Below are 18,545 nucleotides of genomic sequence, written 5' to 3' on the forward strand. Positions count from 1 at the left end.
TGCCGGGTTGGAGATTACCCTTGTTTCGTCTATCCGCTGTACGCGCGAGCCACTTCCTGCCTTCGATGTTTCTGCTGGTGTCAGGGCTTGCGGCAGCCTATGTAAGAGACCTGAGCGTCTTCTTCACATCGCTGTTCAACGTTCTGCCCACCCTGGTTCTGCTGTTGGGTGGCGCCTATTGCGCGGTGTACCGCCGTCAGCGCGAGCTGTTCCTGATGGTCGCGGTGTACATCGCCTATTTCCTGCTCGATACGCAGACCGACTTCTACCGTGACAATGGCCGTGTGCGTGAGGATGCGGCGGTCATCTTCCACCTCGTCTGCCTGTTGCTGCCGGCCTTGTTCGGGCTTTACGCGGCCTGGCAGGAGCGCACCCACCTGGCCCAGGACATGCTCGCCCGTTTCGCCGTGCTGTTCGCTGTCGGCAGTGTGGCGCTAGCACTGGAACAGAGCTTTCCCGAGGCCCTGCTCGGCTGGCTGGCGGAAATCCGCTGGCCCTCGCTGCACGGCCAGTGGATGAGCCTGATCCAGCTGGCCTATCCGCTGTTCATCCTGGTGTTCATCCTGCTGGTGGTGCAGTACCTGCGTGAGCCGCGGCCACTGCATGCGGCGCAGATCATCGGCCTGATCGGCATTTTCTGGATGCTGCCCAAGACCTTCATCCTGCCCTTTACCCTGAACATCATGTGCAGCCAGGTGATGCTGATGATCGCCGCAGCGGTGTCCCACGAGGCCTACCAGATGGCCTTCCGCGATGAGCTGACCGGCCTGCCCGGGCGCCGTGCGCTGAACGAGCGCATGCAACGCCTGGGGCGCAACTACGTGATTGCCATGTCCGACGTCGATCACTTCAAGAAATTCAACGACACCCATGGCCACGACGTTGGCGACCAGGTGCTGCGCCTGGTAGCCAGCCGGCTGTCCAAGGTGACCGGCGGCGGGCGTGCCTACCGCTACGGTGGCGAGGAGTTCGCCCTGGTGTTCGCCGGCAAGACCGCCGAAGAATGCCTGCCGCACCTGGAGGCGGTGCGCGAGATGATCGCCAACTACGCCATCCAGCTGCGCGACCAAAACAGCCGGCCGCAGGATGACTCCGCTGGCCGTCAGCGCCGTGGGGCGAGTGCCAACAGCACGGTGTCGGTGACCATCAGTATTGGTGTCGCCGAGCGCCAGGTGGAGCATCGCAACCCCGACGAAGTGCTCAAGTCCGCCGACCAGGCGCTCTACAGTGCCAAAGGAGCAGGGCGTAATTGCGTGATGACCTTCGGTCAGCAATCGCGGCGTGGGGCCGTGCGCATGGCGTGACTATAACGGACCATTCGGTCTTATGATGACCCTATGTCTCGTAAAAGTTGTTCGGTTACACTGAGTCCATCCCAGTGCCGCGGTCCCGACGGACCGCCCCGACCCTTATAGCGAGAGGTTGTCATGGCTGAATATAAAGCGCCCCTGCGCGATATGCGCTTCGTCCTCAATGAAGTCTTCGACGTGGCCACACTCTGGTCGCAGCTACCCGCCCTGGCCGAGGCGGTTGACGCCGACACTGCCATGGCCGTGCTGGAAGAGGCTGGCAAGGTCACCAGCAAGACCATCGCCCCGCTGAGCCGCGCCGCCGACGAGGAAGGCTGCCACTGGGACAATGGCGCGGTGCGTACCCCGGCCGGTTTCATCGAGGCCTACCAGACCTTCGCCGAGGGTGGCTGGGTGGGTGTGGGGGGCGACCCGCAGTTCGGCGGCATGGGCATGCCCAAGGCCATCTCGGCCCAGGTCGAGGAAATGGTCAACGCCTCGAGCCTGGCCTTCGGCCTGTACCCAATGCTCACCGCCGGCGCCTGCCTGTCGATCAACGCCCATGCCAGCGAAGCGTTGAAAGAGCAGTACCTGCCGAACATGTACGCCGGTGTCTGGGCCGGCTCCATGTGCCTGACCGAGCCCCACGCCGGCACCGACCTGGGCATCATCCGTACCAAGGCCGAGCCGCAGGCTGATGGCAGCTACAAGGTCAGTGGCACCAAGATCTTCATTACCGGCGGCGAGCACGACCTCACCGAAAACATCATCCACCTGGTGCTGGCCAAGCTGCCGGACGCCCCGGCCGGCCCCAAAGGCATTTCGTTGTTCCTGGTGCCCAAGTTCCTGGTCAACCAAGACGGCAGCCTCGGCGCACGCAACCCGGCCACCTGTGGCTCCATCGAGCACAAGATGGGCATCCAGGCTTCGGCCACCTGTGTGATGAACTTCGACGAAGCCGTGGGCTACATCGTTGGTGAGCCGAACAAAGGCCTGGCGGCGATGTTCACCATGATGAACTACGAGCGCCTGGGTGTGGGTATCCAGGGCCTGGCTTCGGCCGAGCGCTCCTACCAGAACGCCGTCGAATACGCCCGTGACCGCTTGCAGAGCCGTGCGCCGACCGGGCCGCAAGCCAAGGACAAGGCTGCCGACCCGATCATCGTCCACCCCGACGTGCGCCGTATGTTGCTGACCATGAAGGCGCTGATCGAAGGCGGCCGGGCCTTCTCCACCTACGTGGCCATGCAGCTGGACACCGCCAAGTACAGTGAAGACGCCACCACCCGCAAGCGCAGCGAAGAGCTGGTGGCATTGCTGACGCCAGTTTCCAAGGCCTTCATGACCGACCTGGGCCTGGAGTGCACCGTGCATGGCCAGCAGGTGTTCGGCGGCCACGGCTACATCCGCGAATGGGGCCAGGAGCAACTGGTGCGCGACGTGCGCATCACCCAGATCTACGAAGGCACCAACGGCATCCAGGCCCTGGACCTGATGGGCCGCAAGGTCGTGGCCAGCGGTGGGGCCTACTACCAGTTGTTCGCCGACGAGATCCGCCAGTTCATCGCCACTGCCGGTGGCGAGCTGGGTGAATTCACCAAGCCGCTGGCCGCCTCCCTCGACCAGCTCGACGAGCTGACCGCCTGGGTGCTGGACAAGGCCAAGGGCAACCCCAACGAAATTGGCGCGGCGTCGGTGGAATACCTGCACGCCTTCGGCTATGTGGCCTATGCCTACATGTGGGCGTTGATGGCGCGTGCGGCCAAGGCTGGCGAGGGTGACGCCGCGTTCTACGGCGCCAAGCTGGGTACGGCGCGTTTCTACTTCGCACGCCTGTTGCCACGGGTTCATTCGCTGGCCGCCTCGGTGAAGGCGGGCAGTGAATCCCTATACCTGTTGGAGAACGAGCAGTTCTGATCAGGGAAGGTAAGTTCTTGTAAGCAATGTCTTACACGACGTGGTGACTTTTCGCCTCTTTCCTAAGATTGGATCCACGGTTACTCTTTGTCACATGGACGTAGCGCAGGACGCGCAAAGGACAGAACAGGGACACGCAAGGAATTCTCACTAGGATGGTGGGACGAAAGGGAAGTCAAAAGGGAAACAGTCTGGAAAACCCCGCTTCGGCGGGGTTTTCTCTGTGCGCGTGTTTTTCAGCCGAGCGGTGACACACCCAACTGGCGCGCGTCGGTTTCCTCTTCCAGCAAGGCGCGCAGCAACTCCACCGAAGCTTGCTGGCGCTGGGCGTCGCGGTACACCAGCCCAACCTTCAGCGGTACCCGTGGCTCGCTCAATGGCTTCCACAGCAACCCCTGGTCGTCTTCAGCCGCGTCTTTGGCGCGGCCCGGCAGGATGGTCGCCAACGCGGTGTGCGCCAGGCTGTCGAGAATCCCCGCCATGTTGTTCATCTCCGCCTGCACCTGCGGCCTGCGGCCCAGGTTGGCCAGTTGTGCCTTCCAGATCTGACGGATCTGGAACTCCTCGCCCAGCATCAGCATCGGCAGCTCCGCAGCCTGGCGTAGCGAGACTTTCTTGAAGTCCTTCAGCGGATGAGTATTGGGGATGACCAGTTGCAGCTCATCTTCGTACAGCGGCATGCCATGTAGCCCAGGTTGGCGCGGCGGCAGGTAGCTGATTCCGATATCCAGGTTGCCATTGAGCAGACGCCGCTCGATCTCCAGCCCCGACAGTTCATAGATCTGCACCACAAGGTGTGGTTGGGCCTTGCGCACCCGCTCCAGCAGCTGGGGTACCAGGCTGGGGCGAACGGTCTGCAGCACGCCGATGGCCAGGGTGCGCAGCGACTGCCCCTTGAAGTTGCGCATGGCCTCGTGGGCGCGCTGCAGGCCGTCGAGCAGGGGCACTGCGTGGTTGTACAGGGTATGCGCGGCCAGGGTCGGCAGCAGGCGTTTGTTGCTGCGTTCGAACAGGCTCAGGTCCAGGCTGTGCTCGAGCTGGCGGATCTGTTGCGACAGGGCGGGCTGGGACAGCGACAGGCGCTCGGCGGCACGGCCGACATGGCCTTCTTCATAGACCGCGACGAAATAGCGCAGTTGGCGAAAATCCATAAGCAACACTTATCGAAAAAGCTGGAAAAACGAAATGGCCCCGAAGCGCCTCGGCGCCTAGTCTATCGCCGTATTACAGCGGGTTACAGCAATCCTGACGGCGATTGTTACCCCGAGTGAAAAACACTTTTGATAGGCAAGGCAAAATATCGATTCCGGCATTCGACCGGGAGCCTTGACCGCCGACGACCGTGCACGGCTGGAGCCCCGATGAACCTGTTCAACCTGCGCCGCCCGGCCCCTGCCGTGGCCGAGCCCAAGCGTGTCCCGGCCGCCGAATCGGTCGACGCGCAGGACACCCTTGAACGGCTGATGCCGGGCAGCGAACGCGCACCGCAGGTATTCGTGCGTGGCCAGGGTTCCTGGCTATGGGATAGCGAAGGGCACGCCTACCTGGACTTCACCCAGGGCTGTGCGGTCAACAGCCTGGGCCACAGCCCGAGTGTGCTGGTCAAGGCGCTGGGCAACCAGGCCCAGGCACTGATCAACCCGGGTGCCGGCTTCCATAGCCGCAGCCTGCTCGAGCTGGTCGAGCGCCTGTGCCAGAGCACCGGTAGCGACCAGGCCTACCTGCTCAACAGTGGCGCCGAAGCCTGCGAAGGCGCGATCAAGCTGGCGCGCAAATGGGGCCAGCGGCACCGTAACGGCGCCTATCACATCATCACCGCCAGCCAGGGCTGCCACGGCCGCAGCCTGGGCGCGCTGTCGGCGTCCGACCCGCTGCCATGCAATCGCTGCGAGCCAGGCCTGCCGGGCTTCAGCAAGGTGCCGTTCAACGATTTGGCGGCGCTGCACGCAGCGGTGGACTCACGCACCGTGGCGATCATGCTCGAGCCGATTCAGGGCGAGGCCGGGGTGATCCCTGCCACCCGCGACTACCTTCAGGGCGTCGAACAGCTGTGCCGTGAGCTAGGCATCCTGCTGATTCTCGATGAAGTGCAGACTGGCGTCGGACGTTGCGGCGCGCTGCTGGCCGAAGAAACCTACGGCGTGCGCGCCGACATCGTCACCCTGGGCAAGGGCCTGGGGGGCGGCGTGCCTTTGGCGGCACTGCTGGCCCGGGGCAGCGCCTGCTGTGCCGAGCCGGGCGAGCTGGAAGGCAGCCACCATGGCAACGCGTTGATGACCGCGGCAGGCCTGGCTGTGCTGCAGACCGTGCTGGAGCCAGGCTTCTTCGAGCAGGTACAGGACAGCGGCCGGCACCTGCGCGATGGCCTCAGCCGCCTGGCGGGTCGCTACGGCCAGGGCGAGGTGCGCGGGCAGGGCCTTTTGTGGGCTTTGCAACTGCGTGAAGACAGTGCCAAGGCATTGGTGGAGGCCGCGCTGAGCGAGGGGCTGCTGCTCAACGCCCCGCAGGCCGATGTGGTGCGTTTCTCGCCAGCGCTCACCGTGAGCAAGGGCAACATCGACGAGATGCTGCTGCGCCTGGCCCGGGCTTTCGCCCGCCTGCATGCCCTGCAGCACAACCGCCGCGAAGTACCGGCCTGAACGGCCGCCCCCGGCATACAGAATTTCAACGAACCGTCTCGCGTTCCTGCGCATCGCCCTTGGCCTGCTGTACTTGGCCCGGGGCGTTTTTTTTGCCCAACGCGCAGGGGTGGAACCTCTGAGCCGTCTGGCTAGTCTTTGTTGAAACCCTTCAAGGAGCACCTCGCATGGACTTCATCCGCATCATCATCGCCATCCTCCTGCCGCCGCTGGGGGTGTTCCTCCAGGTCGGGTTCGGCGGAGCGTTCTGGCTGAATATCCTGTTGACCTTGCTGGGCTACATTCCAGGGATCGTGCATGCGGTGTACATCATCGCCAAGCGTTGAGGTCATGTAGATAACCCTGTGAGAGCCGTTTTTTGTAGGAGCGGCCTCGCCGGGGCGCCGGACCGGCCGGAAAGGGGCGCGTAGCGGCTAATGCCAGTCAGTTAAGGCACACTTGGGGCTGCTTTGCAGCCCTTCGCGGGCAAGCCCGCTCCCACAGGTACGGCGCATATGTTGAGAAATGCGCAATCCTGTGGGAGCGGGCTTGCCCGCGAAGGGCCGCAGAGCGGCCCCTTTTTTTGCGTTACCGCATAAATTGCCGGGGCTGCTGCGCAGCCCTTTCCGGCCGGTCCGGCGCCCAGGCGAGGCCGCTCCTACAGGGGGCGTATGTAGCCTCTAGCATGGCGCCGGCTCAAGCCGCTGCCACAGATCTTCGCTAGATCAACAGGCGGCTTCAGCCAACACCCGGCAATAGAACTTCCACTCTTCTTCCAGCGCATGCGCCAGGTTCGCCGCCTGGCGAAAACCATGGCGCTCGCCTGGGTAGAAATGCCCCTCGGCCTCGATACCATTGGCCTTGAGCGCATCGAGCATGCTGCGTGTCTGCTCCGGCACTACCACCGCGTCCAGTTCGCCCTGGAAGAAGATCACCGGCACCTTGATCCGCTGTGCATGCAGTAACGGCGTGCGCTGGCGATAGCGCTCGGCGTCCTGCACCGGGTCACCGATCAGCCAGTCGAGGTAATCGCCTTCGAACTTGTGGGTCGCGCGCCCCAGTGCCACCGGGTCGCTGACGCCATACAGGCTGGCGCCGCCACGGAACACCTCATGGAACGCCAACGCGCAGAGGGTGGTGTAGCCGCCAGCGCTACCGCCGCGGATGAACGCCTGTTGCGGGTCTATCAGCCCGAGCCCGGCCAGGTGCGCCACTGCTGCGCAGGCATCCTCCACGTCGGCCTCGCCCCAGCGCAGGTGCAAGGCTTGGCGATAGGCACGGCCGTAGCCGCTGCTGCCTCGGTAGTTGAGGTCGGCCACGGCGAAGCCGCGTTGGGCCCAGTACTGGATACGCGGGTCGAGCACCGGGTAACAGGCCGAGGTGGGGCCTCCGTGGATGAACAGCACCAGCGGTGAAGGGCCCTTGCCGCCGGTCATGGCCGGGTAGAAGAAACCATGGGCTTCGCCATCGCCGCTGGGGTAGCGGATCGGCTGGGGCTGGCTGATGCGCGCTGCCGGCAGTACCTCGGCGCCACCGGCCAGGATGCTCACAGCGTGGCTGCGACGGTCGATGGCGATGATGGCCGGCGGGCTGATGGGCGAGGCGGCGATGGCGTAGAGCTGTTCGTCATCCATCGCCAGGCTGCGGAACCTGGTGTAGGCGCTGGCGTAGCGCGCCATTTCGCCGTCGCTGTCGCGCAGGCCCAGCTGACCGAAACCCTCCTCGAACCAGGTGGCCAGGTAGCGCGTCGGGCCGAGGGCCAGCCAGGTGCAGGCGCCCAATTGCCAGGGTGCGCCGGCATGGTCGGCGGGGGCCGCGGGCAGCGCCTGCCAGCGGCCATCGACCTCGCCCCAGGGTTGCCAGTGGCCGTTGCGGTCGGACAGGCAATACAAGCGGCCCTCCTGGTCGAAACGGGGCTGTTGCAGTGATTCGTCGCCCCCGGCAATGCAGCGTGCCGCGCCCCAGCCGTCGACGCCGCGCTCGCGGCACATCAGGCGGGTGACGGTCCAGGGTTGCGCGGGGCGGTCCCACTCGATCCAGGCCAGGCGCAGGCCATCGTCGCTGAGGGTGGGCGAGGCGTAGAAGTCGGCGCCGCTGGCCATCACCTGGCGCACGCCGTCGGCCAGCGCCACCAGGCGGTGCTCCACCTGCGCGGCATGCCGCTCTTCCACCATCAGCAGCACGCCGTCGTGCCAGTGCAGGTCACCGTGGCGGCAGGCGCTGTCGAAGGTCAGTGGGCGCGGCGACGTGTTGTCCAGCGCCTGGGTATAGACCTGCTGGTCCTGCTCGTTGACGAACAGCAGCCCGTCGCCACCCAGGCAGAAACTGCCACCGCCATATTCGTAGACCCGGCTGCGCACGCTGAAACCTTCAGGGGTCAGGCAGCGGGCCTGGTGGTAGAGCCAGTGCCATATCCGGCAAGCGCCGTCGGCGGGGCGAAACTCGACCCAGAACAGCCCGTCGGGGCTGACCTTCAGCTCGGCGAAATCGGTACCGGCGGCCACCGCCTGGGCGGCGCTGAACTCAGCCACGGGCGATGACATGGGAGTTGCGCTCGTTGCGGAAGGTCATCTGCTCGATCTCCAGGGTGGCGTGCTCGGCCTCTTCACGGGCCTTGAGGATGATGCCGTGGTCCGGCGACTTGCCGCACACCGGGTCGGCCTTGCTGGCATCGCCGGTGAGCATGAAGGCCTGGCAGCGGCAGCCGCCGAAGTCCTTTTCTTTCTCATCGCACGAGCGGCACGGCTCGGGCATCCAGTCGTAGCCGCGGAAGCGGTTGAAGCCGAACGAGTCGTACCAGATGTGCTTGAGGTCATGCTCGCGCACGTTGGGGAACTGCACCGGCAACTGGCGCGCGCCGTGGCAGGGCAGGGCGGTGCCGTCGGGGGTGATGGTCAGGAACAGGCTGCCCCAGCCGTTCATGCAGGCCTTGGGGCGCTCTTCGTAGTAGTCCGGGGTGACGAAGATCAGCTTGCAGGGGCTGCCCTGGGCCTTGAGCTTGGCACGGTATTCGTTGGTGATGCGTTCGGCCCGCTCCAGTTGTGCGCGGGTCGGCAGCAGCCCGAGGCGGTTGAGGTGCGCCCAGCCGTAGAACTGGCAGGTGGCGAGCTCGACGAAGTCGGCCTCCAGGGCGATGCACAGCTCGATGATGCGGTCGATCTTGTCGATGTTGTGCCGGTGGGTGACGAAGTTGAGCACCATCGGGTAGCCGTGGGCTTTCACGGCCCGGGCCATGGCCAGCTTTTGCGCGAAGGCTTTCTTCGAACCGGCCAGCAGGTTGTTCACCTGCTCGTCGCTGGCCTGGAAGCTGATCTGGATATGGTCGAGCCCCGCCTGCTTGAAGGCGGCGATCTTCTGCTCGGTCAGGCCGATGCCGGAGGTGATCAGGTTGGTGTAGTAGCCCAACCTGCGGGCCTCGCCGATCAGCTCGGCGAGGTCCTGGCGCACCAGCGGCTCGCCGCCGGAGAAACCGATTTGCGCCGCGCCCATCTCGCGGGCTTCGGCCATCACCTTGAACCACTGCGCGGTGCTCAGCTCCTTGCCCTGCTCGGCGAAGTCCAGCGGGTTGGAGCAGTAGGGGCACTGCAACGGGCAGCGGTAGGTGAGTTCGGCCAGCAGCCACAGCGGCAGGCCGACCGGCACCTCAGGCGAGGGTGATCCAGTGTTCGGCACGGGCCACCTCCATGAATTGCTCGATGTCGTCGGCGACTTCGGGCACACCGGGGAATTGCTGTTCAAGCTCACTGATGATGGCGGCAACGCTGCGCTGGCCATCGATGAGCCCGCCGATCAGGCCGGCGCTGTCGTTGAGCTTGATCATGCCTTCGGGGTACAGCAGCACATGGCCCTGCTGCGCCGGCTCGTACTGGAAACGATAGCCGGGGCGCCAGGTGGGCACCTGTTCACGGTTGAAACTCATAGGGCGATCCCCTTGTGCCAGACCCGTTCAGTAGTGACGCTGTGATAGGGCGGGCGGTTCAGTTCGTAGGCCATGCTCATGGCGTCGAGCATGCTCCAGAGGATATCCAGCTTGAACTGCAGGATCTCCAGCATGCGCTCCTGCCCGGCACGGGTGGTGTAGTGCTGCAGGGTGATCGCCAGGCCATGTTCCACATCGCGCCGGGCCTGGCCCAGGCGGGTGCGGAAGTACTCATAGCCGGCCGGGTCGATCCACGGGTAGTGCTGCGGCCAGCTGTCCAGCCGTGACTGGTGGATCTGCGGGGCGAACAGCTCGGTCAGCGAGCTGCTGGCGGCTTCTTGCCAGTTGGCGCGGCGGGCGAAGTTGACGTAGGCGTCGACGGCGAAACGGACACCGGGCAGCACCAGCTCCTGGCTGCGCAGTTGCTCCGGGTCCAGCCCTACGGCTTGGCCCAGGCGCAGCCAGGCTTCGATGCCGCCATCCTCGCCAGGGGCGCCGTCATGGTCGAGCAGGCGCTGGATCCACTCGCGGCGCACTTCGCGGTCGGGGCAGTTGGCCAGGATCGCCGCATCCTTCATGGGGATGTTGACCTGGTAGTAGAAGCGGTTGGCTACCCAGCCCTGGATCTGCTCGCGGGTGGCACGGCCTTCATACATCGCCACGTGGTAGGGGTGATGGATGTGGTAGTAGGCGCCCTTGGCGCGCAGGGCCTGCTCGAATTCGGCAGGGGACATCGGTGTTGCGTCATTCATTCAGCGCACTCCCTTGGAATGAACCCGCTCCCACAGGGCTGGTGCGGTGCCTTCACAATTGGATACTCATGCCGTCGAAGGCCACTTCCACACCCCGGCGCTGCACCTCGGCCCGTTCCGCCGAGTCTTCATCGAGGATCGGGTTGGTGTTGTTGATGTGGATAAGCACCTTGCGCTGGCGGGGGAAGCCATCCAGCACCTCGAGCATGCCGCCTGGGCCATTCTGCGCCAGGTGGCCCATCTCGCGGCCGGTGCGGGTGCCGACGCCACGGCGCTGCATTTCATCATCCTCCCACAGGGTGCCGTCGACCAGCAGGCAGTCGGCGCCGTGCATCATCTGCAGCAGCTTGTCGTCCACCTGGCCCAGGCCCGGGGCGTAGAACAACTTGCCGCCGGTACGGGTGTCTTCCACCAGCAACCCCAGGTTGTCGCCCGGGTGCGGGTCGAAGCGGTGCGGCGAGTAGGGCGGCGCGGCGCTGCGCAGGGGGAAGGGGGTGAAGCGCAGGTTCGGGCAGGCCTCGATGACGAAGCTGCCTTCAAGCTCGATGCGATTCCATTGCAGGCCACCGTTCCAGTGGCTGAGCATGTTGAACAGCGGGAAACCGGTGGTCAGGTCCTGGTGGACCATCTCGGTGCACCACACCTTGTGCGGGCAGCCTTCACGCAGGCTGAGTAGGCCGGTGGTGTGGTCGATCTGGCTGTCGAGCAGCACGATGGCGTCGATACCGGTGTCGCGCAGGGCGCGGGCCGGCTGCATCGGGGCGAAGGCCTGCAACTGGGCGCGGATGTCCGGCGAGGCGTTGCACAGGATCCAGTGCTCGCCGTCGTCGGACAGGGCGATGGACGACTGGGTGCGCGCCGTGGCACGCAGGGTGCCGTCGCGGTAGCCCTTGCAGTTGGCGCAGTTGCAGTTCCACTGGGGGAACCCGCCGCCGGCGGCGGAACCGAGGATCTGGATGTACATGGGCACTCTCTAGCCGAAAACCGTGTGCAAAAAACGACAACGCCCCGGCTGGCCGAGGCGTCGAACCGCAATGCTGTTTAGCGGCTGGCGAAGTACATGGTGACTTCGAAGCCGATACGCAGGTCGGTGTAAGCAGGTTTGGTCCACATAGAATGACTCCTTCCGGATGGGGTTGAGGTGATGGGTTACGGCGTGATACCGGCTGAGGCAGACGGTTTCATTGACCGAGATTGCGCTATCTTACAAGAAAAATTTGTACCGAAAGGTTAATTCTTCGAAAAGCGCCATTACATTCGAGGTAACAATCCGCCTTTCTACGCTCGCCATCGGGCGTCAGGGGCGGGGCCGTTGGCCAGGCAATGCCAGCCATGACGAGCGTCGAGCAACTGCTGCAACAGGTCGTCCAATTGCTGTTGATCGACCTTGAGGATAGACCTGCTCATGTAGGACAGGTCGGGATTTTGTGTCGCCATATGTGCCTGCCACGCCCATTCTGCGACGTCCTGGTTGCTCATCGCCGGTTCAGCGAACTGATGGGCCAACTGCTGGCGAGCCGCTGGATCGAGCGCCACGCCCCGCTTCAAAAGGTCCGTCAGGTGGCCAAGGATTTCGCCATGGCTGGCATGGGGCGACTGCACGCCGAACAGCAGCCCGCCGATACCCTCGACCTGACGAAAGGTGCTGAACACCGCATAGCCCAACTGCAATTCGACCCGCAGGCGCTGGTACACCGCCCCCTGTAGCTGTTGCGCGAGCAGCCGGCCGCAGGCTTGCAGCGCTTCGGGCAGCGGGCAGAACAGCAATACAGCGGGTTCGCTGCCCTGAGTGGCGACCTGGTGCCAGTGTCGCGCACTACTGCCCGCAGCTGGGGCGGGTGTGGCGGGTTGCCCCATTATCGCCTGCAAGGCTGCGGCCAGCGCACCGTGCTGCCCTGCATCGAAGCCGATTGCCAGGCCCTGCCAGCGGGCCTGCTGCCAGAGGCCGTCGAGCAAGTGCTGGTCGAGCAGGCAGGACGGTTGCGGTTGCTCAGGCGTGATCAGCAGCGTATCCGGCAATGCCTTGAGCAATGCGCGCAATGGGATCAGCGCCGGTGGCGTGATGAGTGGTGCGTTCCAGTGGTTGGCGGCGGGCGCCCGGATGAGCCCGAGCGCCTCTTCGATGGCGGCAAGCACCGCAGTGCTCTGCCCGGCCGCGCGCAATTGCCAGTACTCGCCGCAGGCGTCGAACGCCAGTTGCAGGGCGACCCGCTCGGCACGCTCGAGCAAGGGTTGCAGGGCGCGTTCGAGGATCGCCTGGAAGCGCTGGCGCAAGGGCGAGGTGATGTGCCAACGCAGGTACAGGGCGGCGAACTGGCGGCTGGGTGGCAGGCTGTTGTCGATGGTCAGGGCCACGGGCAGGGGGGCGTCGTGTTGCTTTGCTGTCGCGCGCAGCAGTGGCTCCTCGGGCGGCAACTGCCAGTGGCCGGCACGGTGTTGCGGTAGTGCTGCCAGCAGTTGTTCGAGCGCGGTCAGTCCCTGTGCGTCGAGCCCATGAAAGGTTTGCCCACTGCTGTCGCGGCGGGCGAGTTCGAGGGCCCCGGCGGCCTGTTCGCGGCGCCGTTGCAGTTGGCTGTAGCTGTCGTTCAGCAACTGCGCAGGTTGCTGGCGAATGAAGTTCAACCAGCCGTGCAGCAGGCCCTGCACCTGTGACGGCAGGGCGCTTGCAGACAATTGCAGCTGAATATGCCAGAGCAGTTGCCCGGCATGAGCGTGCAGCAACTGTGCCTTGCAATCCTGCAGCCAGCCGCGCTGGCGCAGTTCGCCCAGCCAACCGCCCGGGCGGCTGTCGGTGAGCAGGCTCAGGAGTAGCTCCAGCGCCTGTTCGGCGGCGGCGGGCAGGTGCTCATGGGCAAACAACAGGTCATGGCGCGATTTGCTGGGTGCGGGTGGGCGCAATGGGCCGTCGAGCAACGCCGGGGGCGATGCTTGCGCCACGCGTTTGCCCGCTGCCAGCAGCGCGCCAGCCTGGTGGCCCAGTCGCTGCAGCTCGTCCAGCGACTGCGGCCCGGCCAGGCTCAGGGTGATCTGCCCGCCCTGGTAGAAGCGCTGGTGGAAGTGCTTGAGCGCTTGTTGGAAGGCACTGTCCGCCAGCGGCAGGCTATACCGGTTGCCGGCCTGGAAAGCGCTGAGCGGGTGGTTCGGCGACACCGACTGCAACAAGGCGAACTGGCGCTGGGCCTCCTGGTTGCGTGACCAGGCGATGAACTCGGCGTGGATGACTTCGCGCTCCCGGCGCTGGCGCTCCAGGCCCAGGTCCGGTTCGGCGAGCATCTGGCACAGGCGCTCCAGGCCGCCGGCCAATGCGCCGGGCGGCACTTCGAAGAAGTAGTCGGTGGTGCGCTCGCGGGTGCTGGCGTTGACCTGCCCGCCCTGGCCCTGCACATAGCGCATCAGGCCGTCTTCCAAGGGGAAGCGGTGGGTGCCGAGGAAGAACAGGTGTTCGAGAAAATGCGCCAGGCCCGGCCAGCGCGCCGGGGCGTCATGGCTGCCGGCATGCACCCGCAGCGCCGCGGCGGCGCGCTTGAGGCGGGGGGCGTGGCGCAGGGTCAGGTGCAGGCCGTTGGCGAGGGTGAGGTGGCGGATGGCGTCGGACATGACGCCATGCTAGCGCGCCTGGGGTGGGTTGTCTGTTGTGCTGATTGGCCATCCACCGCGTCGCCTGCTTCGCGGCTAAAGCCGCTCCCACGTGGTGGCTACATGCGCTCCCCCTGTAGGAGCGGCCTTGTGCCGCGAAAGGGCCGCAAAGCGGCCCCAGCGATCGATTTTGCTACTCAAATGGCTGGAGCTGCTGTGCAGCCCTTTCGCGGCACTAGGCCGCTCCTACAGTAAACCTGTGCAAGGCAGTTGATCTCACAGTCAGAGGCAAGCCGGGGCGGCTCAGTGCAGATCCTGACGCAAGTCCACCAGGTACGGGAACGCCTCTCGTCCCTTCAGCACCCGTTCACGTTCCAGGTCCGCCAGCAACTGGCATTCCTCGTGCCCGGCCATGGCCAACAGGCTGCCGTCCGGCCCGACGATGCTGCTCTGCCCGCAATACTGGATCGTGTCCTCGCTGCCGCAGTAGTTGGCATACACCAGGTAGCACTGGTTCTCCTGCGCCCGCGCGCGCACGGTCACCTGGCAGACGAAGTCGTAGGGCGCCATGTTGGCTGTGGGCACCAGGATCAGCTCGGCGCCGGCCAGCGCCAGGCGCCGGGCGTTCTCGGGGAACTCGATGTCGTAGCAGATCAGCAGGCCGAGCTTCCAACCCTCCAGTTCGACCACCGGGAAGTGGTTGGCACCGGGGCTGAACATCGAGCGGTCGAGCTCACCGAACAGGTGGGTCTTGCGGTAGTTGCACAGGCTGCGCCCGTGCGCATCGATAAGCTGCACGCTGTTGTAGATCGCACCGTCGTCGGCCCGCTCGGGGTAGCCATAGGCGATGGCGATGCGGTGCGCCTGGGCGATCTCCACCACGGTCATCGCCGATGGGCCATCAGCGGCCTCGGCCAGGCGTTCCACCTGCGCCAGGCCGATGTTGTAGCCACTCAGGAACATCTCCGGGCACACCAGCAGCTGGGCGCCTTGTTGGGCAGCCAGCTGGGCCTGGTGCTGCAGGCGTTCGAGGTTGCCGGGCACGTCCAGGGGGCCGGGGGCGCCCTGGTACAAGGCGATGCGCATCACGCTACTCCTTCGCTCAGTCGGCCAGGGCGATGGGGCCGATTTCGTGGAACACATCGCCTGGGCCTGGGTTGTCCGGGTGGGTCTGGCCACCGAAGTGGTTCATGATACCCCACACCGCATTCAGCGAAGTCTGCACCGCACCCTCCACCCAAGCCGGGGTCCACGACACGTCGTCGCCGGCAATGAAGATGCCGCGCTGCTCGGCGGGCATGTCCTGCTGCATGAAGTGCGCGTACATGCGCTGGTTGTAGCGGTAGTGGCCCGGCAGCGCGCCCTTGAAGGCACCGAGGAAGTGCGGGTCGGCCTCCCACGAGATGGTGATCGGGTCGCCGATGATGTGCCCGGCAATATCGGTTTTCGGGTAGATCTTCTTCAGCGCATCCAGCGCCAGCTGCACGCGCTTTTCGGTCGGGTGCGGCAGCATTTTCAGGGCATCGCTCATCCAGGCGTAGGACAGGCAGATCACCCCCGGCTTGTCGTCGCCGTTGTCGAACAGGTAGGTGCCGCGGGTGAGGCGGTCGGTGAGGGTCATGCTCATCAGGTCGCGGCCGGTCTGCGGGTCCTTGTCCTTCCAGAATGGCCGGTCGACCATCACGAAGGTCTTCGACGACTGCATGTAGCGGGTGCGGTCCAGGGCCATCCACATCTTCTGCGAGAACAGCGACTCCTCGCAGTCGATCTGGGTGGTCAGCAGCCAGCTCTGGCAGGTGGTGAGCACCGCCGCGTAGTGGCGCACGTCACCGTAGTTGTCGGTCACGGCCAGCAGGCCATCGGAGGCACGGGCAATGCGCTTGACCCCGGTGCGCGGCGCGCCGCCATGCAACGAGCTCAGGCTGGTGCCGGCCGGCCAGTGGGCGCAACGCTCTGGCACATGGCGCCAGATGCCCTGGGGCACCTGCTCGACGCCACCGACCACCAGGTGCTGGTGGTCGTCGCAATTGGTCATCACCACGCGGAAGATTTCCAGCATCGAGTTGGGGAAGTCCGAGTCCCAGCCGCCGGTGCCGAAGCCCACCTGGCCGAACACCTCGCGGTGCTGGAAGCTCAGCTTGGCGAACGAGCGCGAAGTGGCGACGAAGTCGTAGAAGGTGCGGTCGTCCCACAGCGGCACCAGCTTGTTCCACAGGTCTTTGAGGCGCGGTACGTCGCGGTCGCGAATGGCCTGCTGGATATCGCTGAACTGCGCGCCGCTCTCCAGCGCATCGGCCCAGGCGTCGGCCACTTCGTGGAACAGCGCGGGCAGGTCGGCCTTGTTCTCGGCGTAGTAGGTCTGGCCTTCGAGGTCGATCACCGTGCTGCCCGAGGCCGGGGTAAGCGGGTTGGGAAACGGCTTGGTTTCCAGGCCCAGCTTGTCGACGTAGTGGTAGAAGGCGGTGGAGGACACCGGGAAACGCATGCCGCCCAGCTCGGCGACGATGCCGTCGGTGCCGTTGAAGGCTTGCGAGCGCAGGCGCCCGCCGAGTTTCGAGGCTTCGTACACCACCGGCTTGAGGCCCAGCTTCATCAGCTCATAGGCCGCCACCAGCCCGGCGATGCCGGCGCCGACGATCGCTACCTCTTCACCCTGGCGCTCTGCGGGGATGCTGCCCAGGCCGGCCGGGTGCTCCAGCCAGTCGTCGAAACCGAAGGGGAAGTCCGGGCCAAAGATGGTGATGGGTTTCTTGCCGTCGGCGGGGTGGCGATTGTTCTTGTTCATGGGGTGACCTGGCCAGGGAGGCTGCGCAGCGGGCGGAGCCTGAGTATAGGAAATGACTGGTGGCCATTTTATGAAGCGTGGTGTTCGTAAATAAGATGCAGAGTGGCGTCGTTATGCGTGATTGTTCGTCGTTATGATCAGTCTATTTACCGATATGACGAATCAGTTCAGTGACGCTAGGTGCTCGACCGTCTCCGGGTATTTTTGCACCAGTCGAATCAGGGCGATTGCCTGGGCATTGGGTTGTGAGCGGCCCTGCTCCCAGTTTTCCAGGGTGCGCACATTGGTGCGCAGGTAGGCGGCGAACACCGCGCGGGACATGTTCAGGCGTTCGCGTAGTTCGATCAGCTCGTTGGGTATCAGGGGCGCCAGTTGTTCGAACGCCACCTTGTGCGAACGCAGGGTGAGCTTGCCGCTGCGCTCGCTTGCGAGGGCGTCGAAGCCTTCGGTGAGTTCAGTGAAGATGTTGCGTGGCATTGGTTGTCCTCTTCAGGTATTCGCGCTCGAGCAGCTGCTTGAGGGCCTGGCGTTGCTGTGGCGTCAGGTTGTCCTGTACCTCCTTGCCATACAGCGTGAAGAGCCAGAACTGCCGACCGGCTGGCCACCAGTAGTAGATGATCCGTGTTCCACCGCGCTTGCCCTTGTGCCGCTGCGCGTCGGCGAAGCGCATTTTTCTCAAGCCGCCTGCGCCCTTGATGACGTCGCCTATATGAGGACACATCAACAGCAAACGTTGCAGCAGCCTGAAGTCTTCATCGTCCAGGTATTGAGGGCGATAGCGCTCGAAAGCGGGTAGTTCGACAAATAGCGCGTCCATGCTTTGTACGTAACCTGCGTATATTTTGTGAGTTGACCGCTCAGGCGTCAATGGGGCGGGCTGATCAAAGCGTACGTGGCGGAGGACTGGTAAGGGAGGAAGTGAGTTGCTGGATATGTCGCTGCCAGGGCCATTTCTTACAAGGTCCAGCTGGTTACCGCATGAAGGCGACCAAGTGCTTGGCGAAAGCTTTGCGCTGCTCTTGAGATCGAGCGCCGCCCGCGCGGCGCATCGCTGGCAAGCCAGCTCCCACAGTTTGTTTCGGGCCAATGAGGCCTGTGAAAGTACCGGTGTCCGCCTTGGTGCATGTCTTGAGTCATGTGGGGCGGCGGTAGCGTTCACGCAGAAACGGCGTCGTACAAACAGGGCGGACAGTGAAAATGAACCAGGAGTAACTGGCCCGAAACAGATGTGGGAGCTGGCTTGCCAGCGATGCGCCGCNCGNGCGGCGCTCGATCTGAAGAGCGCTGCAAGCCTTTCGGCGAGCACCTGGCAGCCTTGACGCGAACACCTGGGAAAGATCTCAATCCACCCATTCCTACAGACCAGCCACGAGATAGCGAACTATCCTACGAGCCTTGTCGCTCAGGTCTGGCAGCAGGGGTAGAGCTTCACGGCTAACTTCTTCCGGTCGCCGCTAATTCGGTGACTGGGCGTGAGAACCCAGCAATCATTACTTGGAGGCATGCTGTTATGGCAGCTGTGCACGGGCAGGCTTTGCCTGGCCGGATTTTAGCCTCCAAGTTGCCGGTTCTCACCCCGTGCATGGCTGCCACCCATTCCCGTGAGAAGGCTGCGTGGCAGTCGGTTCCTGACCGGTTATGGAGGCTATACCCATGAAAAAAATCGTCCCCGACCCACCCCTGAAACTG

General features: G+C 64.6%; 16 protein-coding genes. 4 read left to right on the forward strand and 12 right to left on the reverse strand.

What is annotated here, in order from left to right:
• Positions 1-20 precede the first annotated feature (20 nt).
• Positions 21-1,304 carry a sensor domain-containing diguanylate cyclase gene (locus IX761_RS04170; protein ID WP_194788363.1) on the forward strand — a complete coding sequence of 428 codons (1,284 nt, stop codon included), beginning with the start codon at positions 21-23 and terminating at the stop codon, positions 1,302-1,304.
• 123 nt (positions 1,305-1,427) lie between these two features.
• Positions 1,428-3,206 (forward strand): acyl-CoA dehydrogenase C-terminal domain-containing protein, encoded by a 1,779-nt coding sequence (locus tag IX761_RS04175; protein ID WP_194788364.1) that lies wholly within the window; start codon positions 1,428-1,430, stop codon positions 3,204-3,206.
• A 236-nt stretch (positions 3,207-3,442) separates the two neighbouring features.
• Here the strand turns inward: IX761_RS04175 and IX761_RS04180 are convergent, their stop codons facing one another.
• The gene (locus IX761_RS04180) at positions 3,443-4,357 is read right to left on the reverse strand and encodes a LysR family transcriptional regulator (RefSeq protein WP_194788365.1); all 915 of its coding nucleotides are present in this window, start codon (positions 4,355-4,357) and stop codon (positions 3,443-3,445) included.
• A 210-nt stretch (positions 4,358-4,567) separates the two neighbouring features.
• On the opposite strand from IX761_RS04180, the gene IX761_RS04185 reads away from it, so the two are divergent.
• Together IX761_RS04185 and IX761_RS04190 are read left to right on the forward strand one after the other, a co-directional pair.
• Positions 4,568-5,845: an aspartate aminotransferase family protein gene (locus IX761_RS04185; RefSeq protein ID WP_194788366.1), complete on the forward strand. Its 1,278-nt coding sequence runs from the start codon at positions 4,568-4,570 to the stop codon at positions 5,843-5,845.
• Between the two features lie 167 nt (positions 5,846-6,012).
• Complete coding sequence (locus IX761_RS04190) at positions 6,013-6,171, forward strand: YqaE/Pmp3 family membrane protein (RefSeq protein ID WP_003177654.1); 159 nt, start codon at positions 6,013-6,015, stop codon at positions 6,169-6,171.
• Positions 6,172-6,549: 378 nt separating this feature from the next.
• Here IX761_RS04190 and IX761_RS04195 read toward each other — a convergent pair whose 3' ends face one another.
• The 11 genes from IX761_RS04195 to IX761_RS04245 all read right to left on the reverse strand — a co-directional run bounded on the left by IX761_RS04195 (position 6,550) and on the right by IX761_RS04245 (position 17,673).
• Positions 6,550-8,367, reverse strand: a complete 1,818-nt coding sequence (locus tag IX761_RS04195; RefSeq protein ID WP_194788367.1) for an alpha/beta hydrolase family protein — start codon at positions 8,365-8,367, stop codon at positions 6,550-6,552.
• The gene (pqqE, locus tag IX761_RS04200) at positions 8,348-9,496 is read right to left on the reverse strand and encodes a pyrroloquinoline quinone biosynthesis protein PqqE (protein ID WP_194788368.1); all 1,149 of its coding nucleotides are present in this window, start codon (positions 9,494-9,496) and stop codon (positions 8,348-8,350) included. Before pqqE ends, IX761_RS04195 begins: the two co-directional genes overlap by 20 nt.
• Positions 9,468-9,743, reverse strand: coding sequence for a pyrroloquinoline quinone biosynthesis peptide chaperone PqqD (gene pqqD / locus IX761_RS04205; protein WP_194788369.1), 276 nt, complete (start codon positions 9,741-9,743; stop codon positions 9,468-9,470). The genes pqqE and pqqD overlap by 29 nt, the downstream gene beginning before the upstream one ends.
• On the reverse strand, positions 9,740-10,495 hold the full coding sequence (pqqC, locus tag IX761_RS04210) for a pyrroloquinoline-quinone synthase PqqC (protein ID WP_194788370.1): 756 nt from the start codon (positions 10,493-10,495) through the stop codon (positions 9,740-9,742). The genes pqqD and pqqC overlap by 4 nt, the downstream gene beginning before the upstream one ends.
• A 52-nt stretch (positions 10,496-10,547) precedes the next feature.
• Positions 10,548-11,459, reverse strand: coding sequence for a pyrroloquinoline quinone biosynthesis protein PqqB (pqqB, locus tag IX761_RS04215; protein ID WP_194788371.1), 912 nt, complete (start codon positions 11,457-11,459; stop codon positions 10,548-10,550).
• Positions 11,460-11,536: 77 nt separating this feature from the next.
• Positions 11,537-11,608: a pyrroloquinoline quinone precursor peptide PqqA gene (gene pqqA / locus IX761_RS04220; protein ID WP_008365141.1), complete on the reverse strand. Its 72-nt coding sequence runs from the start codon at positions 11,606-11,608 to the stop codon at positions 11,537-11,539.
• 165 nt (positions 11,609-11,773) lie between these two features.
• Positions 11,774-14,092, reverse strand: coding sequence for a pyrroloquinoline quinone biosynthesis protein PqqF (gene pqqF, locus IX761_RS04225; RefSeq protein ID WP_194788372.1), 2,319 nt, complete (start codon positions 14,090-14,092; stop codon positions 11,774-11,776).
• Between the two features lie 282 nt (positions 14,093-14,374).
• The gene (locus IX761_RS04230) at positions 14,375-15,157 is read right to left on the reverse strand and encodes a carbon-nitrogen hydrolase family protein (RefSeq protein ID WP_194788373.1); all 783 of its coding nucleotides are present in this window, start codon (positions 15,155-15,157) and stop codon (positions 14,375-14,377) included.
• Between the two features lie 16 nt (positions 15,158-15,173).
• Complete coding sequence (locus IX761_RS04235) at positions 15,174-16,856, reverse strand: flavin monoamine oxidase family protein (RefSeq protein ID WP_194788374.1); 1,683 nt, start codon at positions 16,854-16,856, stop codon at positions 15,174-15,176.
• 162 nt (positions 16,857-17,018) lie between these two features.
• Entirely contained in the window at positions 17,019-17,333 is a 315-nt protein-coding gene (locus IX761_RS04240; RefSeq protein ID WP_194788375.1) for a helix-turn-helix domain-containing protein, read from the reverse strand.
• Complete coding sequence (locus tag IX761_RS04245; RefSeq protein ID WP_194788376.1) at positions 17,311-17,673, reverse strand: toxin; 363 nt, start codon at positions 17,671-17,673, stop codon at positions 17,311-17,313. Before IX761_RS04245 ends, IX761_RS04240 begins: the two co-directional genes overlap by 23 nt.
• Positions 17,674-18,545 lie beyond the last annotated feature (872 nt).

This window comes from Pseudomonas sp. UFMG81 (genome assembly GCF_015354575.1).
Taxonomy (GTDB): Bacteria; Pseudomonadota; Gammaproteobacteria; order Pseudomonadales; family Pseudomonadaceae; genus Aquipseudomonas.

Excerpts from the sequence above, each read along its gene's own strand:
- pqqB (WP_194788371.1), bottom strand. The coding sequence starts at position 11,459 with ATGTACATCCAGATCCTCGGTTCCGCCGCCGGCGGCGGGTTCCCCCAG.
- IX761_RS04180 (WP_194788365.1), bottom strand. The coding sequence starts at position 4,357 with ATGGATTTTCGCCAACTGCGCTATTTCGTCGCGGTCTATGAAGAAGGC.
- IX761_RS04190 (WP_003177654.1), top strand. The coding sequence starts at position 6,013 with ATGGACTTCATCCGCATCATCATCGCCATCCTCCTGCCGCCGCTGGGG.
- IX761_RS04175 (WP_194788364.1), top strand. The coding sequence starts at position 1,428 with ATGGCTGAATATAAAGCGCCCCTGCGCGATATGCGCTTCGTCCTCAAT.
- IX761_RS04235 (WP_194788374.1), bottom strand. The coding sequence starts at position 16,856 with ATGAACAAGAACAATCGCCACCCCGCCGACGGCAAGAAACCCATCACC.
- pqqF (WP_194788372.1), bottom strand. The coding sequence starts at position 14,092 with ATGTCCGACGCCATCCGCCACCTCACCCTCGCCAACGGCCTGCACCTG.
- pqqD (WP_194788369.1), bottom strand. The coding sequence starts at position 9,743 with ATGAGTTTCAACCGTGAACAGGTGCCCACCTGGCGCCCCGGCTATCGT.
- pqqC (WP_194788370.1), bottom strand. The coding sequence starts at position 10,495 with ATGAATGACGCAACACCGATGTCCCCTGCCGAATTCGAGCAGGCCCTG.
- IX761_RS04185 (WP_194788366.1), top strand. The coding sequence starts at position 4,568 with ATGAACCTGTTCAACCTGCGCCGCCCGGCCCCTGCCGTGGCCGAGCCC.
- IX761_RS04195 (WP_194788367.1), bottom strand. The coding sequence starts at position 8,367 with ATGTCATCGCCCGTGGCTGAGTTCAGCGCCGCCCAGGCGGTGGCCGCC.
- IX761_RS04230 (WP_194788373.1), bottom strand. The coding sequence starts at position 15,157 with ATGCGCATCGCCTTGTACCAGGGCGCCCCCGGCCCCCTGGACGTGCCC.
- IX761_RS04240 (WP_194788375.1), bottom strand. The coding sequence starts at position 17,333 with ATGCCACGCAACATCTTCACTGAACTCACCGAAGGCTTCGACGCCCTC.
- IX761_RS04245 (WP_194788376.1), bottom strand. The coding sequence starts at position 17,673 with ATGGACGCGCTATTTGTCGAACTACCCGCTTTCGAGCGCTATCGCCCT.